At 64.2% G+C, this 20535-nt stretch carries 18 protein-coding genes; 13 read left to right on the top strand and 5 right to left on the bottom strand.

Annotation, left to right across the window (positions count from 1 at the left end):
• Positions 1 to 143: 143 nt before the first annotated feature.
• On the bottom strand, positions 144 to 1310 hold the full coding sequence (locus AC5ZGW_RS17680) for a patatin-like phospholipase family protein (protein ID WP_130228322.1): 1167 nt from the start codon (positions 1308 to 1310) through the stop codon (positions 144 to 146).
• 163 nt (positions 1311 to 1473) lie between these two features.
• Here AC5ZGW_RS17680 and AC5ZGW_RS17675 point away from each other — a divergent pair, with 163 nt between their 5' ends.
• From AC5ZGW_RS17675 to AC5ZGW_RS17665, 3 genes are all read left to right on the top strand, one after another.
• Complete coding sequence (locus tag AC5ZGW_RS17675; protein ID WP_130228323.1) at positions 1474 to 2253, top strand: acetoacetate decarboxylase; 780 nt, start codon at positions 1474 to 1476, stop codon at positions 2251 to 2253.
• Positions 2254 to 2385: 132 nt separating this feature from the next.
• Complete coding sequence (locus AC5ZGW_RS17670) at positions 2386 to 3405, top strand: transporter (RefSeq protein ID WP_130228324.1); 1020 nt, start codon at positions 2386 to 2388, stop codon at positions 3403 to 3405.
• Positions 3406 to 3424: 19 nt separating this feature from the next.
• A complete protein-coding gene (locus AC5ZGW_RS17665) occupies positions 3425 to 4765 on the top strand; it encodes a carbohydrate porin (RefSeq protein WP_130228325.1) in 1341 nt (446 codons plus the stop codon).
• 126 nt (positions 4766 to 4891) lie between these two features.
• On the opposite strand, the gene AC5ZGW_RS17660 is transcribed toward AC5ZGW_RS17665, so the two are convergent.
• The 3 genes from AC5ZGW_RS17660 to AC5ZGW_RS17650 all read right to left on the bottom strand — a co-directional run bounded on the left by AC5ZGW_RS17660 (position 4892) and on the right by AC5ZGW_RS17650 (position 8473).
• Positions 4892 to 6184, bottom strand: coding sequence for an MFS transporter (locus AC5ZGW_RS17660; protein WP_130228326.1), 1293 nt, complete (start codon positions 6182 to 6184; stop codon positions 4892 to 4894).
• Positions 6185 to 6297: 113 nt separating this feature from the next.
• On the bottom strand, positions 6298 to 7494 hold the full coding sequence (locus tag AC5ZGW_RS17655; protein WP_028164626.1) for an acetyl-CoA C-acyltransferase: 1197 nt from the start codon (positions 7492 to 7494) through the stop codon (positions 6298 to 6300).
• Positions 7495 to 7702: 208 nt separating this feature from the next.
• Positions 7703 to 8473, bottom strand: a complete 771-nt coding sequence (locus tag AC5ZGW_RS17650) for an enoyl-CoA hydratase (RefSeq protein WP_130228327.1) — start codon at positions 8471 to 8473, stop codon at positions 7703 to 7705.
• 144 nt (positions 8474 to 8617) lie between these two features.
• Here AC5ZGW_RS17650 and AC5ZGW_RS17645 point away from each other — a divergent pair, with 144 nt between their 5' ends.
• Together AC5ZGW_RS17645 and AC5ZGW_RS17640 are read left to right on the top strand one after the other, a co-directional pair.
• Positions 8618 to 9154 (top strand): PaaI family thioesterase, encoded by a 537-nt coding sequence (locus AC5ZGW_RS17645; protein ID WP_130228328.1) that lies wholly within the window; start codon positions 8618 to 8620, stop codon positions 9152 to 9154.
• Positions 9155 to 9214: 60 nt separating this feature from the next.
• Positions 9215 to 9829 (top strand): TetR/AcrR family transcriptional regulator, encoded by a 615-nt coding sequence (locus AC5ZGW_RS17640; RefSeq protein ID WP_130228329.1) that lies wholly within the window; start codon positions 9215 to 9217, stop codon positions 9827 to 9829.
• Between the two features lie 105 nt (positions 9830 to 9934).
• On the opposite strand, the gene AC5ZGW_RS17635 is transcribed toward AC5ZGW_RS17640, so the two are convergent.
• The gene (locus AC5ZGW_RS17635; protein ID WP_130228330.1) at positions 9935 to 10846 is read right to left on the bottom strand and encodes a LysR family transcriptional regulator; all 912 of its coding nucleotides are present in this window, start codon (positions 10844 to 10846) and stop codon (positions 9935 to 9937) included.
• 118 nt (positions 10847 to 10964) lie between these two features.
• Here AC5ZGW_RS17635 and AC5ZGW_RS17630 point away from each other — a divergent pair, with 118 nt between their 5' ends.
• The 8 genes from AC5ZGW_RS17630 (at position 10965) to AC5ZGW_RS17595 (ending at position 20397) form a co-directional block, all read left to right on the top strand.
• Positions 10965 to 12461, top strand: coding sequence for a CoA-acylating methylmalonate-semialdehyde dehydrogenase (locus AC5ZGW_RS17630; protein ID WP_130228331.1), 1497 nt, complete (start codon positions 10965 to 10967; stop codon positions 12459 to 12461).
• 119 nt (positions 12462 to 12580) lie between these two features.
• A complete protein-coding gene (locus AC5ZGW_RS17625) occupies positions 12581 to 13726 on the top strand; it encodes an isobutyryl-CoA dehydrogenase (protein ID WP_130228332.1) in 1146 nt (381 codons plus the stop codon).
• Entirely contained in the window at positions 13723 to 14799 is a 1077-nt protein-coding gene (locus tag AC5ZGW_RS17620; protein ID WP_130228333.1) for an enoyl-CoA hydratase/isomerase family protein, read from the top strand. Before AC5ZGW_RS17625 ends, AC5ZGW_RS17620 begins: the two co-directional genes overlap by 4 nt.
• 25 nt (positions 14800 to 14824) lie before the next feature.
• Positions 14825 to 15712 carry a 3-hydroxyisobutyrate dehydrogenase gene (gene mmsB / locus AC5ZGW_RS17615; protein ID WP_130228334.1) on the top strand — a complete coding sequence of 296 codons (888 nt, stop codon included), beginning with the start codon at positions 14825 to 14827 and terminating at the stop codon, positions 15710 to 15712.
• Between the two features lie 51 nt (positions 15713 to 15763).
• Positions 15764 to 17497 (top strand): AMP-binding protein, encoded by a 1734-nt coding sequence (locus AC5ZGW_RS17610; RefSeq protein ID WP_130228335.1) that lies wholly within the window; start codon positions 15764 to 15766, stop codon positions 17495 to 17497.
• 4 nt (positions 17498 to 17501) lie between these two features.
• On the top strand, positions 17502 to 17978 hold the full coding sequence (locus tag AC5ZGW_RS17605) for a MaoC family dehydratase (RefSeq protein WP_028164634.1): 477 nt from the start codon (positions 17502 to 17504) through the stop codon (positions 17976 to 17978).
• 119 nt (positions 17979 to 18097) lie between these two features.
• Entirely contained in the window at positions 18098 to 19015 is a 918-nt protein-coding gene (locus AC5ZGW_RS17600) for an SDR family NAD(P)-dependent oxidoreductase (protein ID WP_028164635.1), read from the top strand.
• 152 nt (positions 19016 to 19167) lie between these two features.
• Entirely contained in the window at positions 19168 to 20397 is a 1230-nt protein-coding gene (locus AC5ZGW_RS17595; RefSeq protein ID WP_130228336.1) for a BaiN/RdsA family NAD(P)/FAD-dependent oxidoreductase, read from the top strand.
• Positions 20398 to 20535 lie beyond the last annotated feature (138 nt).

Raw genomic sequence — 20535 nt, 5'->3', positions numbered from 1 at the left:
GACCCTCATGGTGAGGAGCCGCGTAGCGGCGTCTCGAACCATGAGGCCCGGGTCTCACAGGCGGCCCATCCTTCGAGACGCCTGCTTACGCAGGCTCCTCAGGATGAGGGGGAGTGCGTGGCGCCTGCGTCCTTTCGGCAGTTCTACACCTCGCTCTCGCGGTGCACGTCATGGACCACGATGCCGGCGTCGGGCATCTTGATCCAGTCGCGCCGCATCAGCGTACGCTTGGTGTCCTCATGCCCGCTCATCCAGTGCTCGCGCATCGAGGTGCCCGAGAATTCGTGATCCTTGGCGTGGCCTTCATAGGCCTTCTGCTGATAGATCAGTTGCAGGATCGCGATGCTCGGCAGGGCGCTGTTGGAATCGCGGAGCTGGCGCTCTTCCTCCGATAGCTGCTCGTTCGGAATCTTCGACAGCGCCTTATAGAGGCGGGCGCGGAGATTGTGGGTCTTGCGATACATATCGGTGTTGTAGCGCGTGCGCGAGGAATACATGATGTCCTTGTGGCGGGCCATTACGTCGTGGATGTCGCGGGGCAGCACGCCGCGGGCCGAGAACAGGTCGACCTGGAATACCAGTGAATTGAGGCTGTCGACCTGATCGAGCAGATGCTGCAGCGGCGTGTTGGAGACGATGCCGCCATCCCAGAAATGGTCGGTGCCCACCTTTACCATCGGCAGCGCCGGGGGCAACGCGCCGCTCGCCATGATGTGCTCGGGAATGATCTCGTCATGCGCGTTATCGAAATAGATGAAATTGCCCGACAGCACGTTCACCGCGCCGACGGCAAGCCGCATCCTCTTGGAGTTGATGCGCTCGAAATCGACCAGCTCGAGCAGCGACTCGCGTAGCTGCGCCGTATCGTAATAGCTCGTGGCGGTCCTGGCGCCGGCTGGGCTGAACCATGGACTGGTGGTGTGGGGCGCGAAGAAGCCGGGCTGGCCCAGCACCGTCGTCATGAACGAGGAGGTGAAGTTGCGGGCCTTGCGGAAGATGTCGCCGTCCGGCGTGTAGTGCCAGATCTTGCGGCTGGTGATGCGGTCCCAGAATGTGTGCAGTCGCTCAAGCCGCCGCTCCGGCGGATTGCCGGCGATGATTGCCGAGTTGATCGCGCCGATCGAGACGCCGCAGATCCAGTCCGGCTCGATACCTGCTTCGTGCAGCGCCTGATAGACGCCGGCCTGGTAGGCGCCGAGCGCACCACCGCCTTGCAGCACCAGCGCGACACGGTCGCAGCGCTCCGGCCGCCAGCCGCGATGGGAGGTTGCAGTTTCTTGTTCGTCGAAATGTGGGCTACGCGCATCCATGTCCTTGCACTCCCTGCGCGCCAACGATTCCGTGTGCCCGTGACGCGCTGATGACAGCCGCCAAGGGGACATTCGGGTCACGCGGCTGAAGGAAATCCCTCATATCAATGTCAATGTCCGTCGCTAGCGTTCGGGCCATTAATTGCAAAACAGGGGATTTGCGATGCGCAGGGAAGAACTATTGCGGCTTCCGTCAATGCCTGCCGCGGGCCCAAGCTATCCCGCAGGACCCTACCGCTTCGTCAATCGCGAATTCCTGGTCATCACCTACGAGACCGATCCCGCGCTGATCCGTGCCGGGCTGCCTGAGCCGCTCGAGCCGATTGATCAGCCGATCGTGCACTACGAATGGATCAAGATGCCTGATAGTTCCGGCTTCGGCAGCTATACCGAGTCCGGTCTGGTGATCCCGGCGCGCTTGCACGGCGAAGAGGTCAATTTTGTTTCGCAGATGTACCTCGACGATGATCCGCCGATTGCGGCGGGCCGGGAGATCTGGGGCTTTCCGAAGAAATACGCCCATCCCAAGCTCGAGATCGTCAAGGACACGCTGACCGGCACGCTCGAATACGCCGGCCAGCTCGTCGCCATGGGCACCATGGGCTACAAGCATGAGAGCATGGCGGGCAATGGCGACATCACCCGCGCGACGCTGTCGAAGACGCAAGTTAATCTGAAGATGATCCCGGGAGTCGATGGCCGTCTCGAAGTCTGCCAGCTCGTCGCGATCAACCTGACCGACATCAACGTCAAGGGCTCATGGATCGGCCCGGGCCGGCTGCATCTGGTACCGCACGTCAATGCGCCGGTTGCGGATTTTCCGGTGCGGCGGGTGGTCGGCGCGCACCATTTCCTCGCCGATCTGACGCTGCCGTTCGGCCGCGTCGTGCACGATTACAACAAGGAAGCCGAGCTGGTCGCAACGGGTCTCGCGGCGGAGTAGACTGCGACATCAAACTGTAACAGAAGCGTAATTCAATCGTCGCGTGCCGGCGTGTGGGGAAGGTGCCCCGCACTGATATGTGCTGGCATGCGCAGGGGTTGACGATGTCTCGCGTTGAGCTTCGGGCTGGTCATGTCGGCTGAACCAGCGAAAATTGTCAGCGTGCCGGCGGACGCCACTCCGGTGATCCCCGGCCTGGTGTGGGCGTTCCGTCTGCATGGCGACGGCACCGCTGAATCCTTGCCCATCGAAGCGCCGATCGAGTTCAGCCATGATGGCAGGCTCTGGCTGCATTTCAATCTGGCGGATGGTCGCAGCCGGCAATGGCTTGGCGGCCTGCAGTTTCCGATGCTGGCGCGCGATCTCTTGCTGTCGCATGACAATTTCCAGCAGCTCCACACCATCGACAACTGCGTCTATGGCGTGTTCTCCGATCTCGTGCGCGAGATCGACTCCCCAACGGAGGAAACCGGCTTCCTTCGCTTCGCGATGACCGAGCGTCTCCTGATCAGCGGCCGCCATCAGGCGCTGTGCGCGGTGGATGCCACGCGCCGCGTGCTCGAAGGCGGCCATCGTGTCGCGACGGTGGCGGCGCTGCTTGAGAAGATCATCGACGAGGTCGCCGACACTATGGACCGGATGGCCGACAAGATCGCCACCGAGATCGACGGCATCGAGGAACGGGTGCTGTCCGGCGAGACCAAGTCGGAGATGCGGGCCGGGCTCGGCCGGTTGCGGCGAACCTGTCTGCGGCTGCATCGTCAGCTTGCCGGCTTGCGTGTCCTGTTCCACCGGCTCGAGCAGAAGAGCCCCGAAAATCTCAGCCCGGCGCTAAGGCTGCATGCCGCAAAGCTCGCACAGCGGCTCGACGGTCTCGACCACGATATCACCGAGCTGCGCGAACGCAGCCGGTTGCTGGAGGAAGAGCTTCGCTTCAAGCTGGAGGAGGAGAGCAACCGGCATCTGCACGCGCTGTCGGTCGTGACCATGATGCTGCTGCCGCCGACGCTGGTTACCGGCATCTTCGGCATGAACACCAAGGGACTGCCGCTCACCGACGTCGACAGCGGCTTCCTGTGGGCCGCGGTGCTGTTGATCGCCGCCTCGGGCCTTGCCTATCTGATCATGCGTCGCCTGGGCATCGTCAAATAACGGGCTGCGGTATCATTGCATGTACCGAGTGCTCATCCGCGCGGTCACGGCATTCGCGGCGATCACTGCCCTTGCCCTCGCAGCCGCCCGCGCGGCAGATCAGCCCGACGGCGGCGACAAGGACCTGCGCGACAGGCTGGCCGATGCCGGCTACCAGTTCAGCCTGACCTATATCGGCGAGGGGCTCGCCAACGTCTCCGGCGGCATGCGTACCGGCGCGATCTATACCGGGCGTCTCGATCTCGGCACCACCATCGACCTTGAAAAGGTGATGGGCTGGACCGGCGCCACCTTCCACGCCAACGTGTTCCAGATCCATGGCGATGGCATGTCGCGCAGCTATATCGGCAATCTGATGCTGGTCTCCGGCGTCGAGGCCTTGTCCTCGACGCGGCTCTATGAGCTCTGGATCGAGCAGCAACTGCTTGGCGGCAAGCTCGCCGTCCGCGTTGGCCAACAGGCCTCCGACATTGAGTTCATCGACAGCCAGTACGACGACATCTTCATCAACTCCGCGCTGGGCTGGCCCGGCATCACAGGGATCAACCTGCCGGGGGGCGGGCCGTCGCCGCCACTCGCGGTTCCTGGCATCCGTATCAAGGCGGCGCTCTCAGACCGGATCACCGCCTATCTCGCACTGTTCGACGGCAGTGCGGCACCGCCGGATGCGGACGACGCGCAGATCGCCAATGCCAACGGCCTTCTGTTCCGCCTCAACGATCCGCCGTGGTGGATCGGACAGCTCAAATACAAGTTCGAGATCGGCGAGAGCCGGTTGCCGGCGACGATCACCGGCGGTGGCTGGTATCACATGATGTCGTTTCCCGATCAGCGCTTTTCGGGTGACGGCCTGTCGCTCGCCGATCCCAACAGCTCCGGCGATCCGGCATGGTGGCGCCGAAACCAGGGATTGTTCATGGTCTACGAGCAGCAATTGGCGCGCGCCGCACCCGGTTCGGACAAGGGCGTCGCATTCTTCATGCGGGCCTCGGTGAGCCCGTCCGATCGCAACCTGGTCAACGCCTATGTCGACGGAGGCTTCCTGTTCACCGGCTTCAGCGACGCCCATCCGAACGACAGGTTCGGCGTCGCTGCAACCTATGCCAGGATCTCCGACCGCGCCCGCGCTCTCGATCGCGACATCCAGATCTTCACCGGAACGCCATACCCGATCCGCGACTACGAGGCGATCTTCGAGGTCACCTATCAGCATGAGGTCAGGCCCGGCTTCTATCTGCAGCCGGTGCTTCAATATATTGCGCATCCGGGCGGCGGCGCGGTCGATCCCTACGATCCCACGCAGACGCATCGCATCAAGGATGGTGTAATGGTCGGTGTACGTACGACCATCACGTATTAGCTGCGTGATGAGTGACGACGTTACTCTGGAGGCGCGCCGCGACTTGTAGGGTGGGCAAAGCGGAGCGTGCCCACCACCCGCGTTCGGTGCAAGGAAAAAGTGGGCACGCTGCGCTTTGCCCACCCTCTAAGCGGCTGCCGCGACCGCTTTCAGCGCCGGCCGCCTGATCGCCAGCGCGATCGATGCAGCAATGAGGCAGAGCGCGCCGGCAATGAAGAAGGCGGGCAGGTAGCTTGCGTAGACCGTCCGCGACAGGCCGGCGCCAAAGGCGGCGGCACCGGCGCCGAGCTGATGTCCGGCAAAGATCCAGCCGAATACGAGATTGGCGCGCTCAACACCGAAGTTCTGCGCGGTCAGGCGCACGGTGGGCGGCACGGTAGCGATCCAGTCGAGCCCGTAGAACATCGCAAACAGCGACAGGCCGTAGAATGAGAAATCGGTGAACGGCAGGAAGATAAGCGACAGCCCGCGCAGGCCGTAATACCAGAACAGAAGCCAGCGGTTGTCATAGCGGTCCGACAGCCAGCCCGAGACGATGGTGCCGAAGAAATCGAAAATGCCCATCGCGGCGAGCAGGCTCGCAGCCTGCACCTGCGGAATGCCGAAATCGAGACACATCGGGATCAAGTGCACCTGGACCAGGCCATTGGTGGAGGCGCCGCAGATGAAGAAGGTCGCGAACAGGATCCAGAATACCGGCGACTTCGACGCGTCGCGCAGCGTGCCGAGCGCGACCGCCATGATCGGCGTGTTGCTCGGCGGCGGCGCGGGGAGTGGCTCCTTGCCGGTGTCGCCGAACGGGCGGAGGCCGACGTCGCTCGGCCGGTCGCGCATGACGAGCAGCACCAGGAAGGCGGACAGGCCGAGCACGACGCAGACCAGCGACAGCGCGATCCGCCAGCCGAAGCGCTCAGTGAGGGTTGCGATCAAGGGCAGAAAGACGAGTTGGCCGGTTGCGACACTCGCGGTCATGATGCCGATGACGAGGCCGCGCTGCGCGACGAACCAGCGCGCAGCGATCGTCGCGCCCAGCACCAGCGCCGTCATGCCGGTGCCGATTCCGATCACGACTCCCCACAGCAGCACCAACTGCCAGACCTGTGTCATCGCGAGCGAGGCAAGCAGGCCGGAAACCACGATGAGTTGGGCCACCAAGGTCACATTGCGCAAGCCGTAGCGATTCATCAGCGCCGCGGCAAAGGGCGCCATCAGACCGAACAGGATGAAACGGATCGAGAGCGCGGAGGAGATCTCCGCTGTGCTCCATCCGAACTCCTGCTGCAGCGGCACGATGAAGACGCCGGGCGCGCCGACGGTGCCGGCGGCAATTAGCGCGGCGAGGAAGGTGACGCCGACCATCACCCAGCCGTAATGGACATTGCGGCGGCCAAGGGCGGCCGCCAGCCTGTTCGAGATCATGCAGCCTCGGAAAATTCTAACTGGAAGGTTAGCTCGTCAGGCAGATACTGCCGCGAGGGAGGCATGACGTAAATGCCATACTTCCCTCGTTTCAGGACATTAGGGGGCGAAGGCTAATGCGCGACCCGCTCGACCGCGATCGCGGTGGCTTCGCCGCCGCCGATGCAGAGCGCGGCGACACCGCGCTTCAGGTTCTGCGCTTCCAGCGCATGCAGCAGCGTCACGATCAGCCGCGCGCCGGTGGCGCCGATCGGGTGACCCAGCGCGCAGGCGCCGCCATTGATGTTGAGTTTTTCGCGCGGGATTCCGAGGTCGCGCTGCGCCGCCATCGCCACCACCGCGAAGGCCTCATTGATCTCGAACAGGTCGACGTCGCCGACGCTCCAGCCGACCTTGTCGAGCAGTTTGCGGATCGCCGGGATCGGCGCCGTGGTGAACCATTGCGGCTCCTGGCTGTGGGTGGCATGGCCCTTGATCTCGGCCAGTACCGGCAGGCCGTCGCGATCGGCCAGCGAGCGCTTGGCCAGGATCAGCGCCGCGGCTCCGTCGGCATTGGCGGAGGAGGCGGCCGGCGTGATGGTGCCGTTGGCGCGGAATGCCGGCTTCAATCCGGGGATCTTGGCGGGATCCACTTTGAGCGGATGCTCGTCATTGGCGATCACGCGCGGGCCTGCCTTCTCCGTGATCGTGATCGACGCGATCTCGGCCTTGAACGCGCCGCCCTCGACCGCGTTGCGCGCCCGCGTGAGCGTCTCCATCGCGTAAGTGTCCTGGTCCTTGCGTGTGAACTGATAGGCCTCCGCCGTCGCCTCGCCGAAATCGCCCATCGAGCGTCCGGTCTCGTAGGCGTCCTCAAGTCCGTCCATCATCATGTGGTCGATGATGCGGTCATGGCCGGCGCGATAGCCGCCGCGCGCCTTGGCAAGCAGATACGGCGCGTTGCTCATGCTCTCCATGCCGCCGGACACCACGATCTCGGCCGAGCCGGCCTTGATGATGTCGTGCCCGAGCATGGTCGCCTTCATGCCGGAGCCGCAGACCTTGTTGACCGTGGTCGCCCCGGTTGCGTCGGGCAGTTTGGCGCCGCGCGCGGCCTGGCGGGCCGGCGCCTGGCCCTGGCCGGCCGGCAGCACATTGCCCATGAACACTTCATCGACGCGTTCAGGCGCGAGCTTTGCCCGCTCCAGCGCCGCACCGATCACATGGGAACCGAGCTTGTGCGCGCTGAACGGCGACAATTCGCCCATGAAACGGCCGAGCGGCGTACGGGCGGCGGAAAGGATAACGACGGGATCGGAGGCATTGGCCATGGCGGGCTCCCTGGAGGATTCTTGGTCACATGATAATAATCATATGATGCGCCGCAAAAATTGCAACGCCCGCCGGCATGAGAAATTGTCGTGCTTCATCCCCACCGCTGTCATCATCCGCGAAGGCGGATGATCCAGTAACCACAGAACGTCGTTTGGCGGGTACTGGATGCCCCGCCTTCGCGGGGCATGACGGCGCGCTTTGCGGCTACCGCTTTCGCCCTAGAAACCCCTGCATCAGCCGCTGCGGCTCGCCGGTGAGGAACGATTTCCCGAACACGCCGACGCTCAGATTGACCGACTCCGTCAGCGGCAGTTCTTCCCATTGCCGCAGCAAATTCTTCTGGATGCGCAGCGCTTCGGGGCCGCATTCGAGCAGCGCCGCCACGGTGCGTTCGACCTCGGCGTCAAGCTCGCCTTGTTTCGCGACCTTGTCGACGAGGCCCCAGGCGAGCGCGGTGGGTGCGTCGATGTTCTCGGCGGTCATCACCAGCCAGCGCGCGCGGCTCCAGCCGATCAGGCGCGGCAGCAGCGCCGCATGGATCACCGAGGGGATGCCGACGCGCACCTCGGGCATGCCGAATTTTGCGTCATGCGCCGCGATCCGGAAATCGCAGGCTGCGGCCACTTCCAGCCCGCCGCCGAGACACCAGCCCGGCATTCGCGCGATGACCGGCGCCGGGAATCGGCGCACGGCCTCGCAGAGGTCGCGCAGTCGCGTGATGAAGATTTCCGCCGACTTCTGCTCGAGCTTGGCCATCTCCTTGATATCGGCGCCGCCGATCATGCTCTTCTCGCTCTGGCCGGCCAGGATCACCGCGCGAATATCGCGGTCATCGGGAAGCTTCTCGAACCCTTCGCGGACGCCATCGGTGACGGCCGAGCTCAGGATGTTCAGCGAGCCGGCGTTGCAGACGGTGAGGCGGACCACGCCGCGGGAATCGCGGTCGACGCCGCAATGGGGGTTGAGCATTTCCATGGCATCATCTCGGGCAGGGGAACATCCGGCCACTTCCCGGACAATGGCGGCGCTTGTCAAGCCGTCGCGCAACCGGTGTTGCGACGCAGCAGTGCGTGCAATAGAATGATGATTATCATCTAACGTCACTTGAAAGGAGTTGCCATGACCTTCGTCGATACTGTCGATCTGCTCTCGCCAACGTCCCGCCGCGAGCGGGTGGTGCATTGGCAGGCGCCTAGGCCGATCGCGAAGGTCGCTGCCGCGATGACGGGGATGGAAGCGATGTGCGGGATCCGCGACGGCATCCTGCCGCCGCCGCCGTTCGCCAAACTGATCGGTTTCCGGATGGCTGTCGTCGAGCCCAGCCGGATCGTGATGGAACTCGATCCCGAGGAGAGCCTCGAGAACACCATCGGGCTGCTGCACGGCGCGACCGCCGCGGCATTGCTCGATACTGCCATGGGTTGCGCGATCTCGACCATGCTCCCCGCCGGCCAGACCTCGGTCACGCTCGACCTGAAGCTCACTTATCTGCGACCGCTCTCGGTGCGTTCAGGCACGATCCGGGCAGAAGGCAAGGTGATCAAGCTCGGCCGCCAAAACAGCTACACCGAAGGTTTCGTCCGCGACGGCGCCGGCAGTCTTGCAGTGCACTCTACCGCGACCTTCGCCATGATCGGTGGCGCGAATTTGAAATAGCTGCAGCTTTCTTTACGTCTTGATGCTATTATATGACTGCAAACATCCAATGAGACTCTCATGCGTTATTCGAAAGAACACAAGGCGGAGACCCACGAGCGGATCGTGAAGCAGGCATCGGTCAGGCTGCGCGAACGCGGCGCCCATGGCATCGGCGTCGCCGACCTGATGAAGGAGGTCGGACTGACCCATGGCGGCTTCTACGCCCATTTCGATTCCCGCGAAGCGCTGGTGATCGAGGCGTTCAACTATGCGATGGATCGCGGCAACGAGCGTTGGCGCAAGATCGTTGAGGAGACGCCGCCGGAGAAGCGGCTGGCAACCATCGTCGATTCCTATCTCACGACGACGCACCGCGACGATCCCGGCCGCGGCTGCGCGGTTCCTTCGCTCGGCGCCGAGATCGCCCGCGAAAGCCCGAAGACCCGCAAGGCCTTCGCCGCCAAGCTGGAACGCATGATCGACATGATAGCCGACCAGATTCCGGACGTATCGCCGAAGGCCGCACGCAAGCAGGCGATGGCAACGCTTGCGACCATGATGGGAACCGTCGTGATGGCCCGCATCGCCGGCAATGGCGAGTTCTCCGACGAGATCCTCGCTTCGGGCCGCGAAGCCGTATTGTCTCGTGCCGCCAAGCCGGCGGCCAAGAAGCCGCGCGCCAAGGCGCATTGACCCGTACGACTCTCTCCGCGTCATTGCGAGGGCAGCGAAGCAATCCATGTCGCCGCTTGCCGAGGCATGGATTGCTTCGCTCCGCTCGCAATGACGGTGTACGGATTAGCCCCCGTTAAACAACGCCCGCTCATCCTCGACCGTCTCGTAGATGTAATCCGCCACCGCGCGGATGCGGGCGAGGTCCTTGCTGTCGGCATGCATCAGAAGCCAGAAGGTGCGTGATATCCGCACTTCCTCCGGCAGCACCGGTGACAATTCCGGATGCGCTGTCGCCATGAAATGCGGCAGCACGGCGATGCCGTAGCCGGCGATGGTCGCGTTGAGCTGCGCGATCAGATTGGCGCTGCGGAATTTGGCGGAAATCTTCGACGAGACCTGCGGCAGGTAGTCGAGCTCGGGCGTGAACAGGAGTTCCTCGATATAGCCGACGAAGCGATGCGTCGACAGGTCGCCTCGCGCCGTGATCTTCGGCGCGCGCTCGAGATAGGTGGGCGCAGCGTAAAGCCCGAGGCTGTAGTCGAGCAGCTTCCGCCCGACAATGCGGCCTTCCTTCGGCATCGACAGGCTGATCGCGATATCGGCCTCGCGCTTCGACAGGCTGAACAATCGCGCGGTCGCCACCAGTTGCAGATCGACATCTGGATACCGGTCGGTGAATTTGATCAGCCGCGAAGCCAGGAAGTGGCTGCCGAAGCCGTCGGGCGCGCCGATCCGCACCGTGCCCGTCAAATGTGCACGCGAGCCGCCGACCGCCTCCTGGTTGGCGACGATGGTCGATTCCATCGCCTCCGCGCTGTCGGCGACGCGCTGGCCGGCTTCGGTGAGGAGGTAGCCGGTCTTGCGGCGGTCGAACAACTTCGCCGAAAGGTGATGCTCCAGCCGGTCGACACGGCGGATCACCGTGGCATGATCGACGCCGAGTTGTTTTGCCGCAGCCGACACCGATCCGCCGCGCACGATGGCGAGCACGAAGCGAAAATCATCCCAGTCGATCGCGCCGCCTTGATCCAGCATTTCCGCACATCTATGGTGCATTTTATCGGACTTGAATCCAATAAAATGCAGGTCAAAAGGGTTTGTAAAGCGGTCTAGGTGCGGATCAGGCGTCCGGCCGGGATGAAGGGAGGTTTTCATGCGTTCTATCGGACATTTCATCGGTGGCAAGGAGGTCAAGGGCACCTCGGGCCGGACGGCCGACGTCTTCGAGCCGATGACCGGCGATGTGCAGGCCAAGGTGGCGCTGGCCTCGAAGGCTGAGCTGCGCGCCGCGGTCGAGAATGCCAAGACCGCGCAGCCCGAATGGGCGGCGACCAACCCGCAGCGGCGCGCCCGCGTGATGATGAAGTTCCTGGAACTGGTGCAGCGCGACTACGACAAGCTCGCCGAGCTCTTGGCGCGCGAGCACGGCAAGACCGTTCCCGATGCCAAGGGCGACATCCAGCGCGGTCTGGAAGTGGTCGAGTTCGCCTGCGGCATCCCGCATCTGATGAAGGGCGAATACACCGAAGGCGCCGGCCCGGGCATCGACATCTATTCGCTGCGCCAGCCGCTCGGGGTCGTTGCCGGCATCACGCCGTTCAATTTCCCGGCGATGATCCCGATGTGGAAGTTCGCGCCCGCGATCGCCTGCGGCAACGCGTTCATCCTGAAACCTTCGGAACGCGATCCCGGCGTGCCGATGCGGCTTGCGGAACTGATGATCGAAGCCGGCCTGCCGCCGGGCATCCTCAATGTCGTCAACGGCGACAAGGAAGCGGTCGACGCCATCCTCGACGATCCCGACATCAAGGCGATCGGCTTCGTCGGCTCCTCGCCGATCGCGCAATATATCTACGAGCGCGCGGCGGCGACCGGCAAGCGCTGCCAGTGCTTCGGCGGCGCCAAGAACCACGCCATCGTGATGCCCGACGCCGACATGGACCAGGCGGTCGATGCACTGATCGGCGCCGGCTACGGCTCGGCCGGCGAGCGTTGCATGGCCGTCTCGGTCGCCGTTCCCGTCGGCAAGACCACCGCCGACCGTCTGATGGAAAAGCTGATCCCGCGCGTGGAATCCTTAAAGATCGGCACCTCGATCGATCCGTCCGCCGATTACGGTCCGCTGGTGACGCGCGAGGCGGTCGAGAAGGTCAAGGGCTATATCGACATCGGCATCAAGGAAGGCGCCACGCTCGCCGTCGACGGCCGCGGCTTCAAGATGCAGGGCTATGAGAACGGCTTCTATCTCGGCGGTTCGCTGTTCGACAACGTCACCAAGGATATGCGGATCTACAAGGAAGAGATCTTCGGCCCCGTGCTGTCGGTGGTGCGTGCGCATGACTACAACGAAGCGCTGGCGCTGCCGTCCGACCACGACTACGGCAACGGCGTCGCCATCTTCACCCGCGATGGCGATGCGGCGCGCGATTTCGCCGCCAAGGTGAATGTCGGCATGGTCGGCATCAACGTGCCGATCCCGGTGCCGATCGCCTATTACACCTTCGGCGGCTGGAAGAAGTCCGGCTTCGGCGACCTCAACCAGCATGGTCCGGATTCGATCCGCTTCTACACCAAGACCAAGACGGTCACCTCGCGCTGGCCGTCGGGCGTCAAGGAAGGCGCGGAGTTCTCGATCCCGACGATGAAGTGACGGTGTAGCCTGGCCCGTCATTGCGAGCGCAGCGAAGCAATCCATGGCGCAGCAAGCGGAGGCGTGGATTGCTTCGTCGCTTCGCTCCTCGCAATGACGACAAGAATGAGCAGCCCACTATGCAGTTCGCTCTGAACGAGGACCAGGTCGCCATTCGTGACATGGCGCGGGCGTTTGCGGCGGAGAAGATCGCGCCGCATGCGCTGCGCTGGGACGAGGAGAAGCATTTTCCGGTCGACGTGATGCGGGAGGCGGCAGCCCTTGGCATGGGCGGCATCTACATCAAGGACGATGTCGGTGGCTCCGCGATGACGCGGTTCGACGCGGCGCTGATCTTCGAGGCGCTCGCGACCGGCTGTCCGACGACGTCGGCCTTCATCTCCATCCACAACATGGCGTCGTGGATGATCGATGCCTTCGGCAACGATACCCAGCGCCAGAAATGGCTGCCAAAGCTCTGCACAATGGAGCTGCTGGCGAGCTATTGCCTGACCGAGCCGGGCTCCGGCTCGGATGCCGCGGCGCTGCGCACCCGCGCGGTGCGCGACGGCGACCATTACGTGCTGAACGGCCAGAAGCAGTTCATCTCGGGCGCCGGCGGCGGCGATCTCTATGTCGTGATGGTCCGCACCGGCGGCGACGGCCCCGGCGGCATCTCGACATTGGTCATCCCCGCCGACACGCCGGGCCTCTCGCTCGGCGCCAACGAACGCAAGATGGGCTGGAATGCGCAGCCGACGCGCGCGGTGATCTTCGAGAACGCGCGCGTGCCGGTCGAGAACCGGCTCGGCGAGGAGGGCATCGGGTTCAAGATCGCGATGGCCGGCCTCGACGGCGGCCGGCTCAACATCGCGGCCTGCTCGCTCGGTGGCGCGCAAAGCGCGCTCGACAAGGCGCTCGCCTACATGAAGGACCGCAAGGCGTTCGGAAAGCGGCTCGATGAATTCCAGGCGCTGCAGTTCCGCGTCGCCGACATGGCGACCGAACTCGAGGCCGCGCGCACCTTCCTCTGGCGCGCCGCCGCGGCGCTCGACCGCAAAGATCCCGAGGCGACCAAGCTGTGCGCGATGGCAAAACGCTTCGGCACCGATGTCGGCTTCGAAGTCGCCAACCAGGCGCTGCAGCTGCACGGCGGCTACGGCTACCTCAGCGAATACGGCGTCGAGAAGATCGTGCGCGATTTGCGCGTGCACCAGATTCTTGAAGGAACCAACGAGATCATGCGGCTGATCGTGGCGCGCAAGATGATCGAGGGAGCGCGATGACGGCTGCCGTGCAGGATGAAGGCGACCTGATCGTTCGCCGCGAAGGGGCGGCGGGCGTGATCCGGCTCAACCGTCCCAAGGCGATCAACGCGATGACGCTGGAGATGTCTGAAGGCATCGACGCGGCGCTGGACCGGTTCGAGTCCGATCCTGCTGTTGCCGTGGTGCTGCTGGAAGGCGCCGGCGACCGCGGCCTCTGCGCCGGCGGCGACATCCGCGGGCTCTACGAGAGCTCCAAGGCGGGAGGCGATCTCGGCAAGCGGTTCTGGCGCCAGGAATACGTCATGAACGCGCGGATCGCGAAATATCCGAAGCCGTACGTGGCGTTCATGGATGGATTGGTGATGGGCGGCGGCGTCGGCCTGTCCGGCCACGCTTCGCACCGTGTCGTCACCGAGCGCACGAAACTGGCGATGCCTGAAGTCGGCCTCGGCTTTTTTCCTGACGTCGGCGGCACCTGGCTGCTGTCGCGCTCGCCGGGCGAACTCGGTAGCTATTTTGGCCTGACCGGGCAAATCATGAACGGGCCCGACGCGATCTATGCGAAGTTTGCCGACGCCGAGGTGCCGTCGTCGAAATTGCCTGAATTGCGTGAGGCGCTGACGAAAGTCCGCGCCGGCGTGACGCACGCCGAGGTCAGGAAGCTGATCGACGGCTTTGCGACCGGCGAGACCTCAGGTCCCGCTGCGGCAATGCAGCCCAGGATCGATGCCTGGTTCGCGCATGATCGCATGGAAGACATCATCGCATTGCTGCAGCGCGACGGCTCGGAATTCGCGCTGTCGACCTTGAAGGTGCTGAACGAGAAATCGCCGCGCGGCATGGTGGTGACGCTGAAGCTGTTGCGGCTGGCGCGGACATCGTCCTCGCTCGAGGAATGCCTGGTGCGGGAATATCACGCCGCGCTCGTGGTGTTCGCCAGCGACGATTTCCGCGAGGGCGTGCGCGCCGCCGTGATCGACAAGGACCGCAATCCGAAATGGTCGCCGGCGCGGGTCGAGGATGTGACACCGGAAATGCTGGCGCCATACTTCGCCGAGATCGGCGCCGACGAGCTGACATTTAAACAATAGACGACAGGACGGGGAGGACATCGAGATGGCAACGATTGCATTCATTGGCCTTGGCAACATGGGCGGTCCGATGGCTGCCAACCTGGTGAAGGCCGGCCACAAGGTGGTGGCCTTCGACCTGGTGGCCGCGTCGCGCAATCAGGCTCAGAGCGATGGCGCCGCGATTGCTGAAAGCAGCGTCGCCGCGGTGAAGGGCGCTGACATCGTCATCACCATGCTGCCGGCCGGCAAGCATGTGTTGTCGGTGTGGAACGAGATCCTGCCCGCGGTGACCAAGCGTGCGCTTATCATCGACAGCTCGACCATCGATGTCGAAAGCGCGCGAGAGGCGCATGCGCTTGCGGCCAAGCATGGCGTTTTGTCGGTGGATGCGCCGGTCTCCGGCGGCACCGGCGGCGCCAAGGGAGCGACGCTCACCTTCATGTGCGGCGGCGAGGACAAGGCGTTCGCGGCGGCCAAGCCCGTGCTGGAGAACATGGGCAAGAAGATCGTGCATTGCGGCGGCGCCGGTGCAGGGCAGGCGGCCAAGATCTGCAACAACATGATCCTCGGCATTTCCATGATCGGCGTCGGCGAAGCCTTCGTGCTCGCGGAGAAGCTCGGGCTCTCGCATCAGGCGCTGTTCGACGTCGCCTCGACTTCGTCGGGCCAGTGCTGGGCGATCACGAGCTATTGCCCGGTGCCGGGCCCGGTTCCGACCTCACCGGCCAACAACGGCTACAAGCCCGGCTTCGCCGCGAACCTGATGGTGAAGGATCTGACGCTGGCGCAGGACGCCGCCAACACCGCCGGCGCAGTGACGCCGCTCGGCAAGCATGCTCAGGAGATCTATCAGGCGTTCGATGCAGCCGGTCACGGCGGGGTCGACTTTTCCGGAATTATCCAGCACGTTAGAGCACTCGCCGGAAAATAATGGTCGCTGGTTTCCCTTAGCGGCCGGATAAGGCGCGGAGGGAATGACCTGATGACCACCTTTCAGGAAGCGCGCGCGTTTCTGCTTCAGCACCGCACGGATTACGAGACCGCGGTAATTGGTTTTCGCTGGCCCGATCCGGTGCCCTTCAACTGGGCGCTGGACTGGTTCGATGCGGAGCTCGCGCAAAACCCCGATAGTCGCGACCGCGCGGCGCTGTGGATCGTCGATGCCGGCAGCGACCGCGAGACGAAGCTGTCGTTCGCCACGCTGTCGCGACGCTCCAATCAGGTCGCGAATTTCCTGCGCGCGCAAGGCTTGAGGCGCGGCGATCATCTGCTGCTTCTGCTAGGCAACGTTGTGCCACTCTGGGAGACCATGCTGGCCGCGATGAAGCTCGGCGTCGTCGTGATTCCTGCAACCACGCTGCTGACGGCAGACGAATTGCGCGACCGGCTCGACCGCGGTAAGGCGAGGGCGGTGGTCGCAACGCAGGATCAGGTTGCGAAGTTCTCCGGCCTCGGCAGCGATAAACTCGTGCGCATCGTGGTCGGAGCGACGTCGCAGCACGACGGCTGGCTGCCGTTCGAGCAGGCCGCGGATGCATCGGAAACCTTCACGCCCGATGGGCCGACCAAGGCCGACGACCCGATGCTGCTCTATTTCACGTCGGGAACCACGGCGAAGCCGAAGCTGGTGCGGCACAGCCAGCGCAGCTATCCAGTCGGTCATCTCTCGACCATGTACTGGATCGGCCTGCAGCCGGGCGACGTGCATCTCAACATCTCCTCGCCCGGCTGGGCCAAGCACGCCTGGAGCTGCTTTTTCGCGCCTTGGAATGCTGGCGCCACCGTGTTCGTGGTCAACCAGCCGCGCTTTGACGCCAAGTCGCTGCTTTCAACGATCGGCCGCTGCGGCGTCACCACGCTGTGCGCGCCGCCGACGGTGTGGCGCCTGTTCATCCAGGAGAAGCTGTCGACCTTCAAGGTGTCGCTCCGCGAGGTCTGCGGCGCCGGCGAGCCGCTCAACCCTGAGGTGATCGATCAGGTGCAGGCGGCATGGGGCCTGACCATTCGCGACGGCTATGGCCAGACCGAGACCACTGCGCTGGCCGGCAACTCGCCGGGCCAGAAGGTCAAGATCGGCTCGATGGGCCGGCCGCTGCCCGGCTATCGCGTCGCGATTACCGATCTCGACGGCAATCCGACCCGGGAGGGCGAGGTCACGCTGGTACTCGGTGCCGACAGGCCCGCTGGTCTGATGCAGGGCTATCAGGGCGATGACGGCAAGCTCTCCGGGGCCGACGGCGCGATCTATCGCAGCGGCGACGTCGTGTTCAGCGATGAGGACGGGTATTTGACCTTCGTCGGCCGCACCGACGACGTGTTCAAATCATCCGATTACCGCATCAGCCCGTTCGAACTGGAAAGCATCTTGCTTGAGCATGAGGCGGTCGCGGAAGCCGCCGTCGTGCCGAGCCCCGATCCGATCCGGCTCGCAATTCCGAAGGCCTATGTGCTGCTGGTCTCGGGCGTCGAGCGCACGCCGGAAACGGCGCTGTCGATCTTTGGGCATCTGCACACCCGCCTGGCGCCGTTCAAGCGCATCCGCAAGATCGAGCTCGTCACCGAGCTGCCCAAGACCATCTCCGGAAAGATCCGCCGGGTGCAGTTGCGTCGGCTCGAACATGAGGATAATCGCGAGGACAGTTTGCGCGGCGTTGAGTTCCGTGAGGAAGAATTCCCGGAGCTGCAGAAGGTCCGCGCGACTGGATCGGAGAATTAGAAAAATGAACGAAGTCTGGAAGAAGCCGCCCGTGTCGCTGGAGACGTATCAGGGCATGGTCGGCAAGGAGATCGGCGTGTCGGCCTGGCACCTGATCGATCAGCAGCGGATCGATACCTATGCCGACGTGATCGAGGATCATCAGTTCATCCATGTCGACCCTGAGCGCGCGAAGGACACCCCGTTCGGCACCACGATCGCCCACGGTTTCCTGACGATGTCGCTGCTCAGTATCATGTCCTACCAGGTGATGCCCGTCATCGAGGGCACCACGATGGGCGTCAATTACGGTTTCGACAAGCTGCGCTTCATCTCGCCGGTGCGCTCCGGCAAGCGCGTCCGCGGACGCTTCGTGCTCGCCGAGGCCAAGCTGCGCAAGCCGACCGAGCTGGCGTCGCGCACGAACGTTACGGTCGAGATCGAAGGCGAGGAAAAGCCGGCGCTGGTCGCCGACTGGCTCGGCCTGATCTACTTCGCCTGAGCCGCTCCTTTCAGCGTCATGGCCGGGCTTGACCCGGCCATCCATCGCTGCTCAAAACGCTTTGATTTTTGATGGATGCCCGGGTCAAGCCCGGGCATGACAAATCGGGAACACACTTCATGACAATCAGGTTTGACGGACGCGTCGCCATCGTCACCGGCGCGGGCAATGGTCTCGGACGGGCGCACGCGCTGGGGCTCGCGAGCCGTGGTGCCAAGGTGGTGGTCAATGATTTCGGCGGCGCGCGCGACGGTACCGGCGCCTCGCTGTCGCCGGCTGAAGCTGTGGTCGAGGAGATACGGAAAGCGGGCGGCACCGCGATCGCCGACGGCGCCGACGTCTCGAACTTCGAGCAGGTCACGGCGATGGTCGAGCGCGCGACCAAGGAGTGGGGCAGCGTCGATCTGCTTTGCGCCAATGCCGGCATCCTGCGCGACAAGTCGTTCGGCAAGCTCGAAGTCGCCGATTTCCAGAAGGTGTTGGATGTCCATCTCGTCGGCAGCTTCTACTGCTGCAAGGCGGTGTGGGCCGGCATGCGCGACCGCAATTACGGCCGCATCGTGCTGACGACATCGTCCTCAGGCCTCTACGGCAATTTCGGTCAGGCCAATTACGGTGCGGCCAAGGCCGGCATGGTCGGGCTGATGAACGTGCTCGCCGAGGAAGGCCGCAAGAACAACATCCGCGTCAACACCATCTCGCCGACGGCCGCGACCCGCATGACCGAGGAATTGCTGCCGCCGCAGGCGCTAGCGCTGATGAAACCGGAAGCGATTACGCCGGCGGTGGAATATATGCTGAGCGAGGATGCGCCGACCCGCACCATCATGGGCGCCGGCGCCGGCTCGTTTGCGGTGATCAAGATCCTGGAGACCGAGGGCATCAACCTGCCGCCCTCCGAATGGACCCCCGACGCCATCGCCGCGCATTTCGCTGAGATCAGCGACATGTCGAAAGCCAGGGCGTTGCAGGGCGCGTTCGAGCAGACGCAGAAATATGTCGCCCAGGCGGCGGCAAGAGCAGGGATCAAGCTGTAACGCGACGTCGCGTTGCCGCACTCAACCGTCATGGCCGGGCTTGACCCGGCCATCCACGTCGTGAGGGCTGCGCAAGTTCTTCGTGGATGCCCGGGTCAAGCCCGGGCATGACGGCCGTTTTGCGGTACGAGAATCCTGCCTAAACTCAAGCCATGCCTTCCACTCCACACCAAGTTGCCGTCATCGGCGCCGGCCCCGCCGGCCTGATGGCGGCTGAGGTGCTGGCGCAGGCCGGCGCGCTGGTCACGATCTACGAGGCGATGCCGTCGGCTGGCCGCAAATTCCTGATGGCCGGCCGCGGCGGCCTCAATCTCACCCACAGCGAGCCGCTGCCAAGATTCCTCGCGCGCTATCGCGAGGCGATGCCGCATCTTGAGGCCGCCATCGAAGCGTTCCCACCGCAAGCGTTGCGCGACTGGAGTGAGGCGCTGGGCCAGCCGACCTTTGTCGGCTCCAGCGGCCGTGTCTTCCCGAAAGCGTTCAAGGCCTCGCCGGTGCTGCGCGCCTGGCTGCGCCGGCTCGACGGCGCGGGTGTGCGGCTGTTGCTGCGGCATCGCTGGAGCGGGTGGGACAATGACGGCCGCCTGCTGTTTCAAACGCCGGAAGGAACGCGCGCCGTTGAAGCCCGCGCCACCATCCTGGCGCTCGGCGGCGCGAGCTGGCCGCGACTCGGATCTGATGGCGCATGGGTGGATGTGCTCACGGCAAAAGGCATAAAGATCTCGCCGTTACGTCCAGCCAATTCCGGCTTCACCGTCGCCTGGTCGGATATCTTCCGCGACCGCTTCGAAGGCCAGCCCCTCAAAGGTGTCGCGCTGAACTTCGGCGGGCAGCAAGTGCGCGGCGAAGCCATCATCACCCGTACCGGCATCGAGGGCGGCGCCATCTATGCGCTATCGGCCGATCTGCGCGAGACGATCCTGCGCGACGGCGAGGCAACGATTCATGTCGCGCTCCGGCCCGATCTCGCGATCGATGAGCTCACCACGAAGCTATCGATGCCGAAAGGCAAGCAATCCTTCTCGAACTTCCTGCGCAAGGCCCTGAATCTCGCGCCCATCGCCATCGGCCTGTTGCAGGAGGTGGCAAAAACCTCAGGCTTGTCTCTGCCGTCGCAGTCTCCCGCCGATCTCGCCCGCCTCATCAACGCCGTGCCCCTGCGTCTTGCCGGCACAGCACCGATCGCCCGCGCGATCTCCACCGCCGGCGGCATCGCATTCGACGAACTCGACGCCAACTTCATGCTTCGCCGCTTGCCCGGCATCTTCGCCGCGGGCGAAATGCTCGACTGGGAAGCCCCGACCGGCGGCTATCTCTTGCAGGCGTCGTTTGCGACCGGTGCCGCCGCGGGGCAGGGCGTGTTGAAGTGGCTCGACGCGTAGGGTGGGCAAAGCGAAGCGTGCCCACCTTCTCTTGCACCGATCGTGAATGGTGGGCACGCTACGCTTTGCCCACCCTTCTGTAACGGGCCTTGCTCAGTCAATCCCTTTTTGCGTCATCCGCTCGCCGGGGTCTCGCTT

The organism is Bradyrhizobium sp. Crot121, from assembly GCF_059512385.1.
The sequence above is the reverse complement of the archived record's forward strand: the minus strand, read 5'-3'. Positions and strand labels throughout refer to the sequence as shown.